The following is an 18,920-nucleotide window of genomic DNA, read 5'->3' as shown; positions in this document are numbered from 1 at the left end:
CCTTCGAGGGCCGGATGTCACGGCTCCGACGCGACCGCCTCGACCACGGCGCCCCACGCGGAGGGCGGCAGCTCGTGCCCTCCGCCGGGGAGCCGCACGATCCGCGCCCCCGCGATCTCGCGCGCGAGCGCCTCGCCGTTGCCGAGCGGGAACACCGGGTCGGCCGTGCCGTGCACCACGGTCGTCGGTACCGCGATCTCGCTGAGCCGCTCTCGCCAGCGGGGCGCGGGGTCGACTTGATCGGCGCCGCCCTCATCGCGGTGCATGTCGGGCGACCGGCGCACCGTATCCGTCCAGATCGCGCGATCGTGCGCCTCGTCGAACTCGTCGCCGGCGTAGTCGCGGTCGACCTCGACGAGGTGCTCGACCACTGCGTCGGGGTCGTTCCAGTCAGGTTCGGGCAGCGGATTCGCCCAGACCTCCTGCATGCGGGCGGTCGCTCCCGGCAGGTCGGGGTCGGCCTCGAACATCGTCGGGCTGGTCGACACCAGGGTGAGCGCGAGAACCCGATCGGGGTGGTCGAGCGCCGCGAGCTGGGCGACCCATCCACCCGCCGAGAAGCCCACCCATCGCGCGGCTCCGGCGCCGGCGGCATCGAGCACGGCGAGCGCATCGTCGACGGCGACCGAGAGCCCGTCGCGGCGCGTGCCGGGCGGGCCGAGTGTCGTCGCTCCCACGCCGCGCTGGTCGTAGCGCGCCACACGGAACCCGCGGCCGGCGATCAGTTCGCCGAGCTCGGGCCGCCACCAGTCCATCGACGACTCGGCTCCTGCCACGAGCAGCACGAGCGGATGCTCCATCGACCCGAGCACCTCGGCCGCGATCACCGCCCCATCGGGGCGTGCGACCCGCAATGCCCGGCGCGAGGCATCCGTTCGCTCCATGGGTTCCAGCATGCTCGACTCGAGCTGGTTTCGCCACGGGGCGGACCGGCCGGATCAGGCACCGTCGCGGAGCTGCACCTTCGCCTCGAGCCCGAGGAACTCGCCGTACCGCGCCGCGGCATCGTCGATGGCCCCGACCTCGCGCTTCGACAGCGTGCGATGCGGGTGCACCGCGAAGGTCACCGCCTTCGCCGTCACGGTGCGCTTCATGCCGGCGACGAGCTGCGCGTCGACGAGCGCCATGCCGATCGCCGTCTCGCGCGCCCTCGGCACGACGCCGTCGGCGTCGATCGCCCAGCGTGAGTCCTGGTAGCCGCGGTACATCTCGTCGAGCACCTGCAGGAGGTGACCCGCGAGCGCTGCGGTCGCCGGGGCTTCGCCGGGCAGGTGCCAGAACGTGCGGCCTTCGTGCTCGAACGAGTCGAGCCGGCTGCCGGCCGCCGCGATGCCGCGGCGCACGTCGGTCACGGTGAGGGTGGCCCAATACGCGAGGTCGCGATCGGTGGCCGGGCCGTGCGAGGTGAAGTAGCGGAGGGCGAGCTCGGCGAGCGCCTCGTCGCGCTCGAGACGACGCGGACTGGCCACCCGATCGGCGAAACGCGCGTACGTGTGCTCGCCGTCGCGCGGGGCACCGCTGCACACGATGCTCTGCACCTCGAGCAGGCCGAGCAGGAGCATGAGCTGCTGGCCCGTCAGCTGCTCGCCGCGTTCGGCGAGTCCGTCGGCGAGATCGCCCCGCGTGCGATCGGGCGCCTCGGCGAGCATCGCCTCGATGGCATCGCCGAGCGAGCCCAGCCGGCCAGCGAGCGGCTGCAACTGCTGCCCGAAGATCGGCAGCACGCGCGGCGCGGTGAGTTCCTGCAGCCAGAGCGCGTCATCGGCGTGCACGTAGTGCCAGGTCGAACGCAGCACGTGGATGCGCAGCACGCGTCCGTCGGCGAGCGCGTCGGCCAGATCGCCCTGCCGCGGCGAGGAGGTGCGCGTCGCGACGGCCCATGCCGACTGCGACGCGTTCTCGGCCTGCACCGCGGTCAGGGTGCGCACCACGTCTTCGGCGTTCGCGACGGGCGCGGCGAGCAGTTGGGAGTGCAGTCGCCATCGGGCGATGTCACGGTCGGTGATCACCCCTGCAGCGTACGGCGCAGCGAATGCCGACGGCAGGCGGAACTCGCCGTGGTGGCCGCGTGCGCCGCATCGGCGTAGCCTGTGCCGCGATGCGCCCACGAGCTCTGGGGAGGGCCAGATGACGAGAACACCGGTCGTCTACGAGACCACCCACCGCATCGCCTTCTCGGAGCTCGATCCGTTCCAGCACGTGAGCACCGGCAACTACGCCAGGTACTTCACCGACCACCGCATGGAAGGACTGGCGAGATACGCCGGCTGGGATCTGCCCACCCTCGGATCGCTCGGCTTCATGACGTGGGTGCGGCGCATGGAGATCGACTTCATCAGGCCGGCGACCGCCGACCAGGAGGTCTCGATCACCTCGTTCGTGCGCGAGTTCCATGGCCCCGACGCCATGATCGAGTGCACGATGACGGATGCCGCGGGCACGACGGTCTCGACGTGCCTCATGGTCGTGGCCCACGTCGACGCCCGCACACGGCGGGCCACGGACTGGCCCGACGAGCTCCAGGCGCTCTTCTTCGAGCCCGGCGACTGACGCTCGCTCAGGGCAGAACGACGAAGCCGCCGGCACCCGTTGCAGGGTGCCGGAGGCTGGTCGTCAGCAGCGGAGGAGGCTCAGAGGCTCCGCGCCTCGATGTCGCCGTACGCGGTCGTCGCCGTGATGGCGAGTTCGGCGTCGGCACCCTTGGAGTTGCTCAGCGAGTTCTGCACACGACCGTAGGTGGTGCCTGCGTCGAGCGTGGCGGATGCCCCCGGCACGACGCCGACCGACAGGTTGCCGGCCTGCGCGCTGAGCACGACCGAGCCGCGCACGGCCTCGGCGATGCGGATGTCGCCCTTCTGGGTGCTGATCTCCGCAGGGCCGTTGAGGCGGCCGACCACGACATCGCCGGCGAGGGCGGAGAGCTGCACGCTCTCGGCCTCGTCGATCTTGACCGTGCCATTGGCGCCGGCGAACACGACGTCGCCGAGGCGTCCGACGCCGCGGAACTCGGCCGCGGCCGCCTTCGCCTCGACGCGGGATCCGGCGGGCAGTTGCACCGTGACCTCGACCGATCCCGACGGGCCGAGGATCTGGTTGCCGGCGGGCGTCGCGATGCGCAGCACGCCGTCGCGATAGTCGACCGTCGTCTCCTCGGCCATCTTCACGTCGCGGCTCTTCGAAGCGTTGGCGGGGCGCACCTCGACCGCGGTGTCGGCCCGGTCTGCGGCGATGACCTGCACGCGGCCCGCCGAGATGTCGAGCACTGCGGCGATGGGGGCGGGGGTGTCGAACTTCTGCAGCATGATGATTCCTCTTCAGTCGGTGTTGCGTTCAGTTGGTGTTTCCGATGTCGGTAACGCTACGTTGCGTTCACAAATCGCACAACAATTGAATTGCATTGAGAATGGAAAATACCAGATCAAATTTGGTTAATCGTTGCAACCGCCCAAGATCTAACGCAATGACTGCACCTTCCATCGTTGCAATGACTGTGGAACGAAGGTCATACTGGTGGCGACCCGACCGTCGACGAAGGAGGCCGAGATGCCGGGAGGCAGGCTCACCCAGCACGAACGCCAGCAGATCTCGATCGGCCTGGCCGACGACCTCGCCTACGCGGAGATCGCGAGGCGCCTCGATCGCCCCACCTCGACGATCACGCGCGAGGTGATGCGCAACGGCGGCCCCGCCGCCTACCGAGCCGATCTCGCGCAGCGGGCCACGGAGCGCCGCACGCACCAGCGAAAGCCGACGACGCCACGCGGCGAGCAGCCGCCCGCGCCGGCACACGGGCGCGATGCCGACGCGGTGCACGAGTACGAGGAGGCGTTCATCACGATCCTCATGCAGTCGGGCCTCCCTCGCATGGCGGCCTCGGTGCTGACGTGCCTGTACACCTCCGACGCCGGCAGCCTGACGGCGTCGGAGCTCGTGCAGCGCCTCAGGGTCAGCCCCGCGTCGGTCTCCAAGGCGGTCGCGCTGCTCGAGAACGTGGGGCTCGTGCGCCGGGAAGTCGAGGCCGGCCGCCGCGAGCGCTACTCCGCCGACAACGACGCCTGGTACCAGTCGATGATCGCCGCGGCGCGCTCCAACGCCGAGCTCGCCGATGCCGCCCGGCGCGGCGTCAACGTCTTCGGGCGCGACACGCCGGCCGGCAATCGGCTCCAGAACATGGCGCGCTTCGTGGACTTCGTCGCCGAGAGCATCGCCCGTGCCGCCGAGCAGGCACGGGACATCCTCAACACGAACGTCGCCGACGAACGCTGACGGATGTCGCGGTGCGCGCGTCGCGCGAGACCGAGGCATGCGACGATCGAGGGATGACCAGCCCCGACCCGATCGACCTCGACACCTGGCCGCGGCGCGAGGCGTTCGAGCACTACCGCGACCGCGTGCCGTGCACCTACGCCATCACCGTCGAGATCGACGTGACGGGGTTCGCGGCCGCGCTTCGCGCCTCGTCGCGCAAGACCTACATCGCGCAGATCTGGGCGATCGCCACCGTCGTGAACCGGTATCGCGAGTTCCGCATGGCGGTGACCGACGCCGGAGCGGCGGCGAGCTGGCCCGTCGTGCACCCCGCGTTCACGGTGTTCAATGCCGAGCGCGAGACGTTCGCCGCGGTCTGGGCGCCCTACGACCCCGACTTCGGCCGCTTCCACGAGCGCGCCGCCGAGCTGCTCGCCACCGCGGCGAGCGCAAGCACGATGTTCCCGCAGGGTGCGCTGCCGCCGAACGTGTTCGACGTGTCGAGCCTGCCGTGGACGAGCTTCACCGGGTTCACGCTGCAGATCGACGGCGGCACGGGCCACCTGTTGCCGATCTTCACGCTCGGACGGTACGTCGAGCGCGACGGCCGCACGCTGCTGCCGATCGCCGTGCAGATCCATCACGCGTCCGCCGACGGGTTCCACACGGCGCGATTGCTGGGCGACCTCGAAGCGCTCATGGGCGATGCGAGCTGGGTGGGCGCGTGACATCCGCTGACCCCTCGACGCCCACCCGCCGCATCGAGCTGACCCTGCACAAGCCCTGGTTCGCCCTGTACGGCCGCGTGCGGCCGACGCTCGTGATCGGCGGCCTGGGCCAGCCCGCGCAATGGGGCAGCGGCACCTGGCAGCTGCCGGCCGACGAGACCGCGGTGATCGGCGTGTACCTGTTCAACCGCGTGTGGCGCTTCGGGCGCGCCGAGATCGCGCTCGAGCCGCGCCATGCTCCGGCCCTCGTGTACCGGGCACCGGCCCTGCCGTTCCTCCGCGGCCGGATCCGCGTGCGGGTGTAGCCTGCGAAGACTGTCGCGGCCGACGCCCGGCACACCCGACCGTGTCGACCGAGGGAGCCAGCGTGCGAATCCGCGCCGTCGATCTCGTCGACGTGTTCGTCTACCTCGTGGTGCTCGGGCTGTTCACCCAGTTCCTGCCGAGCGTCATCACGGAGTCGTTCCTCGTGTCGCTCCTGACCGCCGTGCTGTTCAAGCTCGCGCTCGAGGTCATCGCCGTGCTGAAGACGCGAATCCTCGACCGGGTCCGTGCCGCGCGCACGCCGGCGGGCAAGACGCTGAACGCCGCGCTCCTGTTCGTGCTCGGCGCCGGCAGCAAGTTCGTCATCCTGTGGCTCACCGACCTCGTGTTCGGCGACGCGGTGCAGCTCGGCGGGTTCTTCTCCGTCACGCTGCTCATCATCGTGCTGATGCTCGCGCGCGCAGGCATCCGACTGCTCGTCGACCGCTCCTGGCCGCGAGACGGCTCGGCCTGACGTCGGCTAGGGTCGCCGGTATGACCGACAGGCCGCCGCCCGAGCTCGTCGCCGCCGTCGTGCTCGGGTACCTCAACGGCTTCGTCGAGGTGTTCGCCGGCATCGCCCTCATGTTCGCCCGCTACCTCCCCGACGTGGAGGACGGCGAACGCGTGGTCGCCACGATCATCGGTGCCTGCACGGTGCTGCTCGGGCTCTTCGTGATCTCGATCGCGTCGGGCCTCACCCGTGCACGGCTCGACGCCCGCGTGCTCGTCACCGTGCTGCTCGGCATCACCATCGCGCTCGACGTGATCATCCTGCTCGCGTCGCCCGGGCTCTGGTTCGTCGTCTTCGACCTCGCACTCGCGGCCGCCGCGATCACGGTGTTGTGGACGGGTCGAACTGCGCGGTTCTTCGCACGTACCGCCGGTGCACGAACCGGATGACCTCGATCGCGCCGATGCTCACCACCGACACGGCGAGCACGAGCGCCGAGGTCACCGCCGACGGGTCGACGAACATCAGGAACTCCGTGACGAGCGGCACCGAGTACACGAGGATCAGGCCGACCATCATCGCCCCGATGATGAGGATCTTCCACCCGTCGATCGGCCGTGACAGCACGATGAGCACCCACAGTCCGATGATCGTGAGCAGCAGGGTCGAGCCGGTGCGCAGTTCCTCCTCGCCGATGCCCGCCTGCGTCGCCGCCCAGCTGTAGACGAACAGCGCGATCGCGACGACCGCGCCCGCGGGGACCGCGAAGGTCAGCGACCGCCGCAGGAACCCGGGCACGTAGCGGCGCGCATTCGGCATGAGCGCGAGGAAGAACGCGGGAATCCCGATCGTGAGGCCGTCGATCACCGAGAGCTGTCGCGGCAGGAACGGGAACGCGAGCACGAACACCCCGAAGAGCAGCGCGAGCCCGGTGGCGTAGACGGTCTTGGTGAGGAACAGCATCGAGACGCGTTCGATGTTCGCGATCACCTGGCGGCCCTCGGCGACCACGCGCGGCAGGTGCGAGAACTTCCCGTCGAGCAGCACGATGCGCGCCACGGCCTTGGTCGCCGGTGAACCCGACTCCATCGCGATGCCGATGTCGGCCTCCTTGATGGCGAGCGCGTCGTTGACGCCGTCGCCGGTCATCGCCACGGTGTGCCCGGCCTGCTTCAGCGCGATCACGATCGCCTTCTTCTGGTCGGGCGTGACGCGCCCGAAGACCAGGTGCTGCGCCAGCACGGCCGCGAGCTCGGCCTGCTCGACGGGCAGCTGCCGGGCGTCGAAGCCGTCTGCCGCCTCGAGCCCAACGCTGCGGGCGATCGCCGCGACCGTCGCGGGATTGTCGCCCGAGATGATGCGCACGTCCACGCCCTGCTCGGCGAAGTAGGCGAGCGTCTCGGCGGCATCGGGCCGGATGCGCTCGCGGAAGGTCAGGAGCGCGACGGGTTCGAGGCCGGCGGGCAGCGCCTCCGTCGCCTCGTCGATCGGCTCGTCGCTGCGGGCGAGCACGAGGGTGCGCAGACCGGATGCCGCGAGCTCGCGCGAGTCGCCGGCGAGCCGGTTGTCGGGGAAGACCATCTCGGGTCCGCCGAGCACCCAGCTGCCCGCGACATCCGTGCCCGACGCGAAGGCGACCGCGCTCCACTTGCGGGCCGACGAGAACGGGATGCGCGCCGACGGATCCGCCGACGGCACGTCGGAGTACGGCTCGGCGAGGCACTTCGCCGTGGCATTCGCATCGGGCTCGCTGCCGTACCAGGCGAGCACGCTGCGCCATCCGTCGGCACGGGCATCGGCGGCTTCGCTCCGCACCCGGTCGCCGGCGCCCGGCCCGAGCGGGTGCTCGGCGTCGAACACGATGCTGCCCTCGGTGAGCGTGCCCGTCTTGTCGAGGCAGATGAGGTCGACGCGGGCGAGGCCCTCGACGGCGGCGAGCTCCTGCACGAGCACCTGCTGGCGGGCGAGCTTCACGGCGCCGACCGCGAACGCGATGCTCGTCATGAGCACGAGGCCGAGCGGGATCATGGCGACGAGCGAGGCGATCGTGTTGACCGCGGCCTGCCGCCAGTCGCCCGACGCGATCGCCTGCTCCCACCCGCCGAACACGAACATCTGGGCGTTGAACACGAGCAGCGCGATCGGCCCGACGATCCAGCTCACGACGCGCAGCACCTTGTCGATCGAGGAGCGGAGCTCGCTCGCGACGAGCGAGAACTTCTTCGCCTCTGCTGCCAGCTTGTTCGCGAACGAGTCGGCGCCGACGCGCACGACGATCGCCTCCCCTTCGCCCGCCATGACCACCGAGCCCGAGAGCACCTCGTCGCCCGGCACCTTGTCGACCGCGTCGGACTCGCCCGTGAGCATCGACTCGTCGAGCTGCAGGTGAGCGGATGTCGCGACGCGGGCGTCTGCCGGCACCTGGTCGCCCGCCCGCAGCACGAGCACGTCGTCGAGCACGACGTCGGAGACGGCCACCTCGAGGGCGGCGCCGTCGCGACGCACCCGTGCCCGTGGCGCGTGCAGCAGCGCCAGCTTGTCGAGCGCGGCCTTCGCCCGGAACTCCTGCACCGAGCCGATGACCGTGTTCGCGATGGCGCTGATGCCGAACAGCGCGTCCTGCCAGCGGCCGAGCAGGAGCAGCACGAGGAAGCAGGCCGCGATGATGCCGTTGAACAGCGTGAGCACGTTCGCGCGGATGATGCTCGAGACGCTCCGGCTCGACTGCTGGCTGAACGCGTTCGACCTGCCGTCGGCGACACGGGCGGCGACCTCGGCGCTCGTGAGGCCGGCAGGGGTCTCGACGTCGGTCGCACTCATGTCGGGAGACTATCGGCGATCAGACGGCAGCCGCAGGTCGGTCACCCGGAGCGTCGGCGGGCGCGTCAGGCGCGCGCATCCTCCAGGTGCGGGGCGCCGTGGCTCAGCACCTTCACCACGAGGTTGTGCCGGGCGAGGGTGCGGATCGTGCGCGTGACCTCGTCGCGATCGCGGCCGAGCGCGCGCTCGTTCGCCACGACGAGCACGTCGCCGGCGCGCAACGTGCCGAACAGGCGGGCCAGCCGCTGCTCCCACGTCTCGGGCGCCTCCGCCGCAGGGTGCTTGAAGTCGAGGATCGCGACGCCGAAGTCGGCGAGGTCGTTCCGCTGCTCGACCACCGAGGGCATGTCGTCGCGAGCGACGACGAGGCCGACGAGTCGGGCGCCCTCGGGGCGCGCCTTCCACCAGTCCTGGTTTCGCTGCAGCTCCTCGAAGCACTCGGGGCAGCCGAGCGCGTGGTGCCCGGGGCCATGGGGCGCAGGCGCCGCGTCGGGGGTCGGGGCCGCCGCCGATGCATCCGTCGTCGACTCTGTACCCAGCTCAGCCATGCCGTTCCCCTTCGGTCCGCCTCCCATTGTCGCGCCGATCGCCGACGAGTGCGAGCCGAGTGGGCGGCGGGCATCCGGCGAGCGGGATTCAGCGCCAGCACGGATGCCGCGGAGCCCGGGTCGGGCGTAGCCTGCCGTGCATGAGCGGCGCCATGCGCACCTACCTGTTCGTGCTGACCGATGCCGGTGGCACGGTTCCACCCGAGATCGGCGTGGCGCGGCGACTGGCCGAACGGGGCCACCAGGTCACGGTACTCGCGGACGACCCGTTGGAGGCCCCGGCGGTCACGGCCGGTGCGAGGTTCCGCCCGACGACCGGGCGAGTGACGGCGCCCTTCGACGACTGGGCGATCCGCACCCCGCCGGGGATCGCGCGCGGGATGGCCGACCAGATGATCATCGGCCCGGCGCCGGTGCAGGCCGCCGACACGATCGCGGCGATCGACGAGCTCCGGCCCGACCTCGTCGTGGTCTCCTCGTTCGCGGTCGGGGCCATGATCGCGGCCGAGTCGCGCGGCGTGCCGTTCGACCTGCTGATCCCGAACACGTACGCGCTGCCGGCGAAGGGCATGCCGCCGTTCGGCGTCGGGCTCGCCCCCGGGCGCGGGGCGATGGGGGCGCTCCGCGACCGGGCCTTCGGAGCCGCGGGCCGGCGGCTCTTCGACCGCTTCGCGCTGGCACCCCTCAACGCCGTGCGCACCGACCACGGCGTCGAACCAGTCGCGACGATGTGGAACCAGATGCAGCACGCGCGCCGGCAGCTCGTGCTCACCTCCGCGGCGTTCGACTTCCCCGCAGAGCTGCCCGCCAATGCGCGCTATGTCGGGCCGATCCTCGACGACCCGAGCTGGGCCGCCGACGCGCCGTGGACCCCGCCCTCAGGCGACGACCCGCTCGTGCTCGTCGCGATGTCGTCGACGTTCCAGAACCACGTTGACTGCCTGCAGCGCATCACCGACGCGCTCGGCGGCCTCCCCGTGCGCGGGGTCGTGACCACCGGGCCGGCCGTCGAGCCGAGTGCGATCAGCGCCCCCGCGAACGTGGCGGTCGTGGCATCCGCCCCGCATCGCGAGGTCATGCGGCACGCGAGCCTCCTCGTGACCCACGGCGGCCACGGCACGGTCATCAAGACGCTCGCCGCCGGACTGCCGCTCGTGATCCTGCATCACGGCCGCGACCAGGCCGACAACGCCGTACGCGTCACGGAGCGCGGGGCCGGGGTCGCGATCTCGCGCCGCTCGCCGTCGCGCAAGATCGGCCGGGCCGTCGCCTCGGTGCTGGGCGACGACCGCTACCGCAGGGCTGCCGCGCGGCTCGGCGAGCAGGTGGCGCAGGATGCCGCTGGCCCAGCCCTGCTCGACGAACTCGAGGGTGTTCCCCTCGTGCGAGACGAGACTCACGGGTAGGTCAGATCGCGAGCGCCGCAGGGCGCGCCGCTCAGCGCGCGCCCGACGCCGCGTCGCCGGTGTCGTCCTTCAGGAAGGCGAGCACCGCAGCGACACGGCGATGCACGCCCGTCTCCGGCAGCCGCAGCTTCGTGAAGATCGCGTTCACGTGCTTCTCGACCGTCGAGGTCGACAGGAAGAGCGCCTGTTCGATGCCCGCGTTCGTCTTGCCCGCTGCCATCTCGCGGAGCACCTCGAGTTCGCGCGGCGACAGCGTCGCGAGCGGGCTCGACGCCCCGGCTGCGCTGCGGCGTCGCACGAGCGTGTCGACGATCTGCGGGTCGATCACCGAACCCCCGACACGCACCTCGTGGAGCGCGTGCACGAGGTCTTCGAGGTCGCCGATGCGGTCCTTCAGCAGATACCCGAGCCCCGCCGAACCGTCGGCGAATAGCGCGAGCGCATAACTCTCGTCGGCGTGCTGCGAGAGCACGACCACCCCCGTCTCGGGCGAGGAGGCGCGAATCGCGTGCGCGGCCTCGATGCCCTCCATGTGATGGCCGGGCGGCATGCGGATGTCAGTGAGCACCGCGTGGGGCGCGAGCCGGCGAACGGCGTCGAGCAGTTCGGTGCCGTTGCCGACCGAGGCGACGACATCGACCTCGCCCGAGTCCTCGAGCAGGCGTCGCACGCCCTCGCGCACGAGGTAGTTGTCCTCGGCGATCACGACGCGCAGCACGCCCGGGTCATCCAACCGGCGCCTCCTCACGAGCGGATGCCGCGGGGCCGACGCCGTCGAGCGGCAGCTCCACGAGCACGACCGTGCCCGACGGCTCGTTGGGCGAGACGTGCACCGTGCCCCGCAGCGCGGCGACCCGATCCCGGATGTTCGCGAGCCCGCCGTGCGAGACCGATGCGCGCCCCGAACCCGCGATCGAGGGGTCAGAGGCGGCCGGGCCGATGCCGCATCCGTCGTCGCTGATCGCGATGCGCAGGTGCCCGTCGCTGCGCGCGAGCCCGACCGAGGCGTGCGTCGCGTTGGCGTGCTTGGCGGTGTTCGCGAGTGCCTCGCGCACGACGTAGTAGGCGGTCGTCTCGACGTCGTCGGGGAACCGCTCGGCGCGGAGCCGCTCGTTCGCCTCGACCGTCAGCGGAATCGGGAACCGGGCGACGCCCGATTCGACGGCGGCCACGAGTCCGTTGTCGCTCAGCACGGGCGGGTGGATGCCCCGGGCCAGTTCGCGCAGGTCGGTGAGGGTCTCACGGGCCTGGTCCTGCAGCTCCTCGAGCTCCGCCGCGGTGAGTTCGCCGCGCTGCAGCCGGTTGCGGGCGAGGCGGAGCCCGGCGATCTGGGCCACGACGTCCTGCTGGATGCCGTCGTGCAGGTCGCGCTCGAGGCGGCGGCGCTCGTCATCCTGCACGGCGACGAGCCGTTCACGCGAGGCCGTCAGCTCATCGAGCTGCGCGGCGAGCTGCGCGGTCAGCAGCACGTTGGCGACGGATGCCGCGGCCTGGCCCGCGACCGTGCGCAGCATCGTGCGCTCGGCGTCGGTGTAGTCGCCCCGGTGCCGCGGCCCGAGTTCGATGCGGCCGAGCGTCTCGTCGCCGTGCAGCAGCTCGCACGACTCCGCCGGCTCGGGCTCGGGGTCGGGCCGGCCGCCGGCGGCGCCGTCTGCCGCATCTCCCGCGACACCCATGGGCACCGCGGCGAGCGCGCCATCCGTCGACGCGACGCGGATGCGCACCCACGACGCGTCGAGCCCGTCGCGCACGGCCTCGGCGAGCCGGTTCAGCAGTTCGCGCGGCTCGCCGGCGTGCTCGAGCTGTGCGCCGAGCTCGCTGAGCATCGTCAGCTGCCGCTCCCGATCGCCGAAGAGCGCGCGGTGGATCCAGCGCTGCATCCACGTGCGCACCGGCAGGAGCAGCACGGCGACGATCGTCGTGATGAGCACGGCGGGCACGACCCTGAGCTGTCTCGAGAGCAGGATCGCCGGCATCGCCACACCCGCTGCGTACAGGACCGTGATGAGCAGGTTCGACGAGCGTGCCACCATGCGCCCTCGATCATCGGGAGCGATGTCGAACGCGCCGGAGCGGAAGATGCCGTGCACCGCCGCGACGGGCAGCGCGAGGAGCGAGCCGTAGACGAGCAGTTCGACCCCCGGGAGCCCCGGGAAGACGGTCCAGAGCACGAAGGCCAGCATGGATGCGCCGACCGTCAGCGCCATCACCCGTGTGCGGGCGCGCACCTCGGGCGTGCCGAAGATCGCGCGGGAGCCGAGCACCGTGAGTCCCAGGGCAGCGGCCGGCCACGCCTGCACCACCAGCACCTCGACCGCGGGCGCCGCCCATTCGAGCCACGGCACGACGAACGGGTTCGCGATCGCATCGCCGCTGATGCCGATGTACTGCGACATCACCACGTGGGGTGTCGTGAGCAGCGTCAACGGCCCTGCAAGCAGGGGGGTCCAGAGGAATGCCACGGCGACGCGCTGCCACCGATGCTCGACGACCCCGGTCGGGAACGTCGCGAACACGATCAGCAGCGCCGAGGTCGCAGCAGCATCGGCGGTGAGGCTGATCACGTTGAAGAGCGGGAACCACGGCTCGACCATGAGCTCGGTGTTGCGCTGCATGAAGGTCTCGTACGCCGAGCCGACGAGCAGGGCCGTCGCCGAGAGGGCGACGAGCACCGCGGTGCGCGACGACGACACCGTGAGCAGCCACATGCCGAGCACGAAGAGCGGCAGTCCCCCGAGCAACGGCCAGGCGAGGCCGTGATCGGCGTCGCCCTCGACGAAACCGCGAACGACGACGAGGTACACCAGCGCCGCGACCCCGATGGGGCCGAGCGTCGCGAGGCACACCCACCTGCGAACCACGATTCCATCGTCCTCCTGTCGGGCGCCCTGCGGGAGAGGGCCTGCCCCGAGCACCCTTAGCAGCTGACCCCCACCCGCTGTGCGGCGGGCTGCCATGCGGTGTCGGGTCATCCGCGTTCCGGCGAGACTGCGGCTTCGAGAACGTGAGAGGCGAGCGGATGCCGCGACCGACGGCCCGCACGAACAGGGAGGACATCATGCGCAGGATCTACTCGGGCCTGGCCTGGACGATCGCCGCGGGCGTCGTCGTGCAGGCAGCGGCCATCGCATTCGCGTTCGGCGGCGTGCTCAATCGCGTGTCGAACGGCGACGTCGTCGACAAGGCGCTGCTCGAGAGCGGCGGGGCCGGCGGCACCGGCGAGCTCGGCTTCTGGATCCACGCGATCGGCGGCCTGATGCTGCCGCTCGTGGCGATCGCACTGCTGATCGTCTCGTTCTTCGTCCGGGCAAAGGGCGCGCGCCTCTGGGCGGCGCTCGTGCTCGGCCTCCTCGTACTGCAGGTCGTACTCGGATTCTCGCTGACCGACATGCCCTATCTGGGACTCATCCACGGCGCGAACGCGCTCGCCATCGTGGCGGCCGCGGCCATCGCGGCGATGCGGGTCCGACAGATGCCGCGGCAGCGAGCCGCCGGCGCCGATCGTGACGCAGCAACGACCGACACCGAGGAGGCGACCTCGAATGCCGTCTCGGCGTGAGCTCTTCCGGTGCGCCGTCGTCGGCGTCGCGGTCACGGCCGCACTCGGCGCGGGCGCACTCGCCTGGAGCTCCACGCTGCTCGGGGAGTACTCGGTCATGACGATGGGCGGACATGCCGGCAGCGGCGGCGTCGACGGCCACAGCGGCCACGCGGGAAGCGGGCCGGGGGCGACGGGGACATCCGGAGCGGGGAATGCGACTGACGAGGTCAGCGTGACCTCGCTCACCGAGGACCCCGACCGCCCGGCCGACGTGCGCGTCGAACTCGTCGCCCGTGCGGGCACCGTCGACGTGCCCGGAGGTCGTTCGATCGAGGGCTACACGGTGAACGGCATGTCGCCGGGGCCCGAGATCCGCGCCCGGCAGGGCGACCTCGTCGAGGTCGAGTTCGTGAACGAGTCGGTGACCGACGGTGCGACGCTGCACTGGCACGGCATCGACGTGCCGAACGCGGCCGACGGCGTTGCGGGCATCACGCAGGACGCCGTGCCGATCGGCGGTCGCCACGTGTACCGCTTCGAGGCGACGGATGCCGGCACCTACTGGTACCACTCGCACCAGGCGTCGCACGTGCAGGTCGAACGCGGCCTGCTCGGCGCGATCGTGATCGAGCCCGCCGCGGCATCCGGATCGTCGGGCGACGACGTGGCCGCGGAGTTCACCGCACTGCTGCACGTCTACGGCGGCCAGCACACGCTCAACGGCCGGGTCGGGGATTCGCGGGTGGCGGCCGAGCCCGGCTCGACCGTGCGGGTCCGCGTGATCAACACCGATCAGGGCACGGCCGCCGTCTGGGCGGCGACGCCGTTCCGCGTCGTCGCGATCGACGGTCACGAAGTGAACGATCCGCCCGCGGTCGAGGACCGACGCGTGCTCGTCCCGGCCGGCGGGCGAGCGGATGTCGCGGTGCAGGCACCGGCCGAGGGTGACGCGGTGCGACTCCGGGTCGGCGGCGCTCGCAGCGTCGTGATCGGCGACCCCGAGGCATCCGCACCGCCCGACCCGCGCCAGCCCTCGACGACGCTCGACCTGCTCGCCTACGGCAGCCCGATGCCGCTCTCGTTCGACGCATCCGCTCCCGACCGCTCGTACGACTACGTCATCGCCCGCCGCTTCGGCATCATCGACGGGCGCCCCGGCAACTTCTGGACGATCAACGGCCGCATGTTCCCCGACGTGCCGATGTTCGAGGTGAGCGAGGGCGACGTCGTCGTGATGCACCTGCGCAACGACTCGGGCGACGTGCACCCGATGCACCTGCACGGCCACCACGTCGTCGTGCTCTCGCGCGACGGCGTCGCGGCAGCGGGCAGCCCCTGGGTCGTCGACTCGCTCGACGTGCACCCCGGCGAGTCGTACGACATCGCGTTCGTCGCCGACAACCCGGGCATCTGGAGCGACCACTGCCACACGCTCCCCCATGCGGTCGACGGTCTCGTCGCGCACGTCATGTACGACGGCGTCACGACGCCGTTCACGATCAACGGCGACGCGGGCAACCACCCCGAGTGACGGCGCCGGCGGCTCGGTCGCTCAGCCGAAGATCATCACGGTGCACCGCACCTGGAACCTGATCGCATCGTCCATGTTCCGGTCGGTGAGGCGCACCCGGCAGACGACGGTGGCGTCGCGGATGCCGACCGACGCGCGGATCTGCCCGAGCGGGCGGTCGCCGAGCGATCCGCCGTTGACGAACGCGCCGTTGACCGCCGTGAGCCAGACCGCCGCGCCGGCGTCCCGCTCGCGCTCGAACCGGCGCGATTGCTCGAGCGGCCGCCCCGGCAGCAGGTGGCTCGTGCCCCCGGGCTCGTTGAAGTCGAAGAGGATGTCCTCGAACCTGCGAATGGTGAACACGATCTGCCCTCCGCGTCGTGCCGCGGGATACGCGGCGCGTGTGGGCGCTAGCGGAGCGCCCGGCCGATGACGACGCCGACGGCGAGCGCGCCGAGCGTGACGAGCACCCCGAGCCAGCGCCGCCTCGGGCGGGCGGGCGGGGTCGCGTCGGTCGAGGCGAACCGCGGCATCGAGATCGTGACGAGATCGTCGTCGAGGTTCGTGAACGGCGGGCCGGCCTCGATGCGGTCTCCCTGCACGCCGGCCCCCGCGGTTGCTCCAGTCGACTCAGTCATGTCCTGCTCCCCCGAGCGTCTCGCTTCGTCTCGATCTGCGGCCCGGTGCGTTCATCGCGGGCGCGTCGTTCGTCGGCGACGACTACGCCCCGCCGACGTGCACGGGCTCAGGGCTAGCCCCGATCGGCCCCCCGCGCCGGGAACGGCGTAGCATCGGCCGCGTACGACCGTTCGAACGGAGACCGCCATGACCGGCACCGGAACCATCGACGACCCGTGGCAGCTGACCACCGCGCCCGGCACGAGCGCCTACACGATGTACCGCGACGAGGCTGCGGACCCGCCCGTGCTGGTGTGCCAGGTCGGCTCGACGACGCTCAAGTACCGGCTGCGTGCCATCGACGACCTGCATGCATGGCTGCTCGAACAGGGCGACTGGGTCGACCTCGGTGCTGCCGACGAGCAGAAGCCGGCGCAGCCCGGCACCGTCGAGGCGTGGGGCCGCGACGAGGCGAACCCGGTCGGCGGCTGGTACGGGCTCCGCAAGGGATACCGGGGTCGCTTCGGGATGTACCTGCCGCCGCTGCTCGAGGCGCTCGGCCTGGCCGAGCTCACGCACGAGAAGCGCAGCAACCGCGTCCGCGCGGTCTGAACGACGCTCCGTCGGGTCAGCGGCCCGCGACGAGGTCGGCGACGTGGGCGATCGGCGAGGTGGTCGCACGCCCGCGCAGTTCGGCGCGGTCGGCGGCGTGGTACGCCCCGTAGATGGCCTGCACCGCGAGCCAGCGGAGCGGTTCGACCTCCCATTTGCGGGCGCGGTGCCCGACCCAGGGCAACCGCGTGAGCTCGGTGTCGCGGCCGAGCACGAGGTCGCGGAGCGTCCGCCCCGCGAGGTTCGTCGCGGTCACGCCGGTGCCGACGTAGCCGCCCGCCCAGCCGAGCCCGGTGGCGCGGTCGTGGCCCACCGTGGCCGCCCAGTCGCGGGGCACGCCGAGCACTCCCGACCAGGCGTGGTCGATCGCGGCATCCGCCGCCGATGGGAAGAAGCGCGCGAGCAGCGCGCCGAGGCTCTCGATCGTGGCCTGCTGAGTGCGGCCGTCGTGGTCGACGCGCGAGCCGTAGCGGTAGGGCACGCCGCGGCCGCCGAACGCGATGCGGTCATCGGCCGTGCGCTGGGCGTACATGTAGACGTGAGCCATGTCCCCGAGGGTGTCGCGGCCGCTCCAGCCGATCTCGTCCCACACGGATGCCGCGAGCGGCTCGGTCACGATGAGCGACGAGTTCATCGGCAGCCAGGTGCGGTGCTCGCCGCGCAGATCGGGCGTGAACCCCTCTGTGGCGCGCAGCACGTGGGCGGCGCGCACGGTGCCGTGGTCGGTGCGCGCCTCGCCCGCTCGGATCTCGGTGACCGTCGTGCCCTCGTAGATCGTCACGCCGAGGCGTTCGACCGCTGCAGCGAGGCCGAGGGCGAGCTTCGCGGGGTGCAGGCGTGCGCAGTGCGGGTGCCAGAGACCGCCGAGGGTGCCCGCGACGTTCACGCGCGCGGTCGCCTGCGTCGCGTCGAGGAGTTCGACGTCGGTCGCGGGCCACGACCGCTCGGCGGCCACGACGGACGTCAGCCGAGCGAGCTGCGCCGGCGTGTACGCAACGACGAGTTCGCCGCCCTTGTGCAGGTCGGCGTCGATGCCCTCTGCGGCTGCGACGGCGATGACCTCGTCGACCGTCGCGTTGAGTGCGAGCTGCTGCGCGATGGCAGCGTCACGGCCGTGCGTCTTGACGTACTGCTCGCGGCCGCCGGTGACCGAGTTGGTGAGCCATCCGCCGTTCCTGCCCGATGCTCCGTAGCCGGCGAACCGCCGCTCGAGCACGGCGACGCGTAGGTCGGGCTGGTCGCGCTTCAGGTAGTACGCCGTCCAGAGGCCGGTGTAGCCGGCGCCGACGATCGCGACGTCGACATCGAGGTCGCCGGGGAGCGCAGGGCGCGGTGTCGGCAGGCCGAGCTGTTGCAGCCAGAACGAGACTCCGCCGTTCGCGGTCATGCGTGTTCCTCTCCGGTGAAGTCCAGGCGGCCGAGATGTCGGCGTGTTTTACAACAATGTTTTGAAACGTAGCGCCGAAGCTGGCAGGCTGTCAACCGAGAGAGGGAGGGCCAGTGCCGATCGACGTCGACACCGACGAACGCCTCGCCGACATCGCCCGCGCGACCGTCGACGTCGCCCGCGAGCGCGGCACCCGCGCCGTGACCCTGCGCGCCGTCGCCGACCGCCTCGGCCGTTCGACCGCCTACATCACGAATTTCGTGCCCTCACGCGCCCACCTCATGGCGAACGCCCTCGACCACGCCCGAACGCAGTGGAACGCGAGTCGCAGCGAGCACCTCGGCGAGCTCGTCGGCGTCGAGCGCCTCGCCGCCCTCACCCGGTGGATGTGCAGTTCCTCCCCGGAGGAGAACGTGCTGCGCAGCCTCTGGATCGAGGTCATCGCCGATGTGCGCGGCGCCAACCAGCGCGCCTACGAGCTCGTGCGCCGGGTGACGGATGCCACCTACGAGAAGTTCCTCGACGGCGCCGGGCACGTCGAGGTCGGCGGCGAATCGGTCGATCTCGAGACGGCGGCGCACATCGCCGACATCCTGTACCTGTACTGCCGCGGTTACGAGGTCAAGGCCGTCGAGGACCCGGCGTCGTGGACGGATGCACGCGTGCAGGCCTCGCTCGAGGTGCTGCTGCGCACGCTCGTGTTCGACGGGAAGCACGAGGCGACGGCGTAGTCGCGGACGCCGCC

At 71.5% G+C, this 18,920-nt stretch carries 21 protein-coding genes; 11 read left to right on the top strand and 10 right to left on the bottom strand.

The genetic code is table 11. From position 1 onward, the window contains the following. Nucleotides 1–17: 17 nt before the first annotated feature. The gene (locus ACFCVM_RS18165; protein WP_375838136.1) at nt 18–896 is read right to left on the bottom strand and encodes an alpha/beta fold hydrolase; all 879 of its coding nucleotides are present in this window, start codon (nt 894–896) and stop codon (nt 18–20) included. Nucleotides 897–938: 42 nt separating this feature from the next. Beyond that, nucleotides 939–2,009, bottom strand: a complete 1,071-nt coding sequence (locus ACFCVM_RS18160) for a winged helix DNA-binding domain-containing protein (RefSeq protein ID WP_375838135.1) — start codon at nt 2,007–2,009, stop codon at nt 939–941. A gap of 118 nt (nt 2,010–2,127) precedes the next feature. On the opposite strand from ACFCVM_RS18160, the gene ACFCVM_RS18155 reads away from it, so the two are divergent. Beyond that, entirely contained in the window at nt 2,128–2,550 is a 423-nt protein-coding gene (locus tag ACFCVM_RS18155) for an acyl-CoA thioesterase (RefSeq protein ID WP_375838134.1), read from the top strand. Between the two features lie 80 nt (nt 2,551–2,630). Here the strand turns inward: ACFCVM_RS18155 and ACFCVM_RS18150 are convergent, their stop codons facing one another. Continuing rightward, nucleotides 2,631–3,302, bottom strand: a complete 672-nt coding sequence (locus ACFCVM_RS18150; protein ID WP_375838133.1) for a DUF4097 family beta strand repeat-containing protein — start codon at nt 3,300–3,302, stop codon at nt 2,631–2,633. Nucleotides 3,303–3,510: 208 nt separating this feature from the next. On the opposite strand from ACFCVM_RS18150, the gene ACFCVM_RS18145 reads away from it, so the two are divergent. From ACFCVM_RS18145 to ACFCVM_RS18125, 5 genes are all read left to right on the top strand, one after another. Next, nucleotides 3,511–4,266 carry a MarR family transcriptional regulator gene (locus tag ACFCVM_RS18145; RefSeq protein WP_375838132.1) on the top strand — a complete coding sequence of 252 codons (756 nt, stop codon included), beginning with the start codon at nt 3,511–3,513 and terminating at the stop codon, nt 4,264–4,266. A 53-nt stretch (nt 4,267–4,319) separates the two neighbouring features. After that, nucleotides 4,320–4,976, top strand: coding sequence for a CatA-like O-acetyltransferase (locus ACFCVM_RS18140; RefSeq protein ID WP_375838131.1), 657 nt, complete (start codon nt 4,320–4,322; stop codon nt 4,974–4,976). Then, entirely contained in the window at nt 4,973–5,281 is a 309-nt protein-coding gene (locus ACFCVM_RS18135; protein WP_375838130.1) for a hypothetical protein, read from the top strand. The genes ACFCVM_RS18140 and ACFCVM_RS18135 overlap by 4 nt, the downstream gene beginning before the upstream one ends. A 62-nt stretch (nt 5,282–5,343) precedes the next feature. Continuing rightward, nucleotides 5,344–5,754 (top strand): hypothetical protein, encoded by a 411-nt coding sequence (locus ACFCVM_RS18130; RefSeq protein WP_375838129.1) that lies wholly within the window; start codon nt 5,344–5,346, stop codon nt 5,752–5,754. 20 nt (nt 5,755–5,774) lie between these two features. Beyond that, nucleotides 5,775–6,182 (top strand): hypothetical protein, encoded by a 408-nt coding sequence (locus ACFCVM_RS18125; protein ID WP_375838128.1) that lies wholly within the window; start codon nt 5,775–5,777, stop codon nt 6,180–6,182. On the opposite strand, the gene ACFCVM_RS18120 is transcribed toward ACFCVM_RS18125, so the two are convergent. Next, a complete protein-coding gene (locus ACFCVM_RS18120; protein WP_375838127.1) occupies nt 6,115–8,553 on the bottom strand; it encodes an HAD-IC family P-type ATPase in 2,439 nt (812 codons plus the stop codon). The two genes, ACFCVM_RS18125 and ACFCVM_RS18120, sit on opposite strands and share 68 nt — an antisense overlap. A gap of 65 nt (nt 8,554–8,618) precedes the next feature. Beyond that, nucleotides 8,619–9,101 (bottom strand): dehydrogenase, encoded by a 483-nt coding sequence (locus ACFCVM_RS18115; RefSeq protein WP_375838126.1) that lies wholly within the window; start codon nt 9,099–9,101, stop codon nt 8,619–8,621. A 140-nt stretch (nt 9,102–9,241) separates the two neighbouring features. Between ACFCVM_RS18115 and ACFCVM_RS18110 the strand changes: the two genes are divergently transcribed. Further along, the gene (locus ACFCVM_RS18110; protein WP_375838125.1) at nt 9,242–10,507 is read left to right on the top strand and encodes a glycosyltransferase; all 1,266 of its coding nucleotides are present in this window, start codon (nt 9,242–9,244) and stop codon (nt 10,505–10,507) included. 31 nt (nt 10,508–10,538) lie between these two features. On the opposite strand, the gene ACFCVM_RS18105 is transcribed toward ACFCVM_RS18110, so the two are convergent. Together ACFCVM_RS18105 and ACFCVM_RS18100 are read right to left on the bottom strand one after the other, a co-directional pair. Continuing rightward, nucleotides 10,539–11,240 carry a response regulator gene (locus tag ACFCVM_RS18105; protein ID WP_375838124.1) on the bottom strand — a complete coding sequence of 234 codons (702 nt, stop codon included), beginning with the start codon at nt 11,238–11,240 and terminating at the stop codon, nt 10,539–10,541. Next, entirely contained in the window at nt 11,233–13,368 is a 2,136-nt protein-coding gene (locus ACFCVM_RS18100; protein WP_375838123.1) for a sensor histidine kinase, read from the bottom strand. Before ACFCVM_RS18100 ends, ACFCVM_RS18105 begins: the two co-directional genes overlap by 8 nt. A 197-nt stretch (nt 13,369–13,565) precedes the next feature. Between ACFCVM_RS18100 and ACFCVM_RS18095 the strand changes: the two genes are divergently transcribed. Both ACFCVM_RS18095 and ACFCVM_RS18090 read left to right on the top strand, forming a co-directional pair. Further along, the gene (locus tag ACFCVM_RS18095; protein WP_375838122.1) at nt 13,566–14,066 is read left to right on the top strand and encodes a hypothetical protein; all 501 of its coding nucleotides are present in this window, start codon (nt 13,566–13,568) and stop codon (nt 14,064–14,066) included. Beyond that, nucleotides 14,050–15,579: a multicopper oxidase family protein gene (locus ACFCVM_RS18090; RefSeq protein WP_375838121.1), complete on the top strand. Its 1,530-nt coding sequence runs from the start codon at nt 14,050–14,052 to the stop codon at nt 15,577–15,579. The genes ACFCVM_RS18095 and ACFCVM_RS18090 overlap by 17 nt, the downstream gene beginning before the upstream one ends. Nucleotides 15,580–15,600: 21 nt before the next feature. Here the strand turns inward: ACFCVM_RS18090 and ACFCVM_RS18085 are convergent, their stop codons facing one another. After that, entirely contained in the window at nt 15,601–15,921 is a 321-nt protein-coding gene (locus tag ACFCVM_RS18085) for a hypothetical protein (RefSeq protein WP_375838120.1), read from the bottom strand. Nucleotides 15,922–15,968: 47 nt separating this feature from the next. After that, a complete protein-coding gene (locus ACFCVM_RS18080; protein WP_375838119.1) occupies nt 15,969–16,196 on the bottom strand; it encodes a hypothetical protein in 228 nt (75 codons plus the stop codon). 187 nt (nt 16,197–16,383) lie between these two features. Between ACFCVM_RS18080 and ACFCVM_RS18075 the strand changes: the two genes are divergently transcribed. Continuing rightward, a complete protein-coding gene (locus ACFCVM_RS18075; protein ID WP_375838118.1) occupies nt 16,384–16,788 on the top strand; it encodes a DUF6855 family protein in 405 nt (134 codons plus the stop codon). Nucleotides 16,789–16,804: 16 nt separating this feature from the next. Here ACFCVM_RS18075 and ACFCVM_RS18070 read toward each other — a convergent pair whose 3' ends face one another. Next, nucleotides 16,805–18,175, bottom strand: coding sequence for an NAD(P)/FAD-dependent oxidoreductase (locus ACFCVM_RS18070; protein ID WP_375838117.1), 1,371 nt, complete (start codon nt 18,173–18,175; stop codon nt 16,805–16,807). A gap of 113 nt (nt 18,176–18,288) precedes the next feature. Here ACFCVM_RS18070 and ACFCVM_RS18065 point away from each other — a divergent pair, with 113 nt between their 5' ends. Then, a complete protein-coding gene (locus tag ACFCVM_RS18065) occupies nt 18,289–18,906 on the top strand; it encodes a hypothetical protein (protein ID WP_375838116.1) in 618 nt (205 codons plus the stop codon). Nucleotides 18,907–18,920 lie beyond the last annotated feature (14 nt).

The sequence above is a fragment of the Agromyces sp. NPDC056389 genome (assembly GCF_042262385.1).
Lineage (GTDB): Bacteria > Actinomycetota > Actinomycetes > Actinomycetales > Microbacteriaceae > Agromyces.
This window is presented reverse-complemented; position numbering and strand designations above follow the sequence as displayed.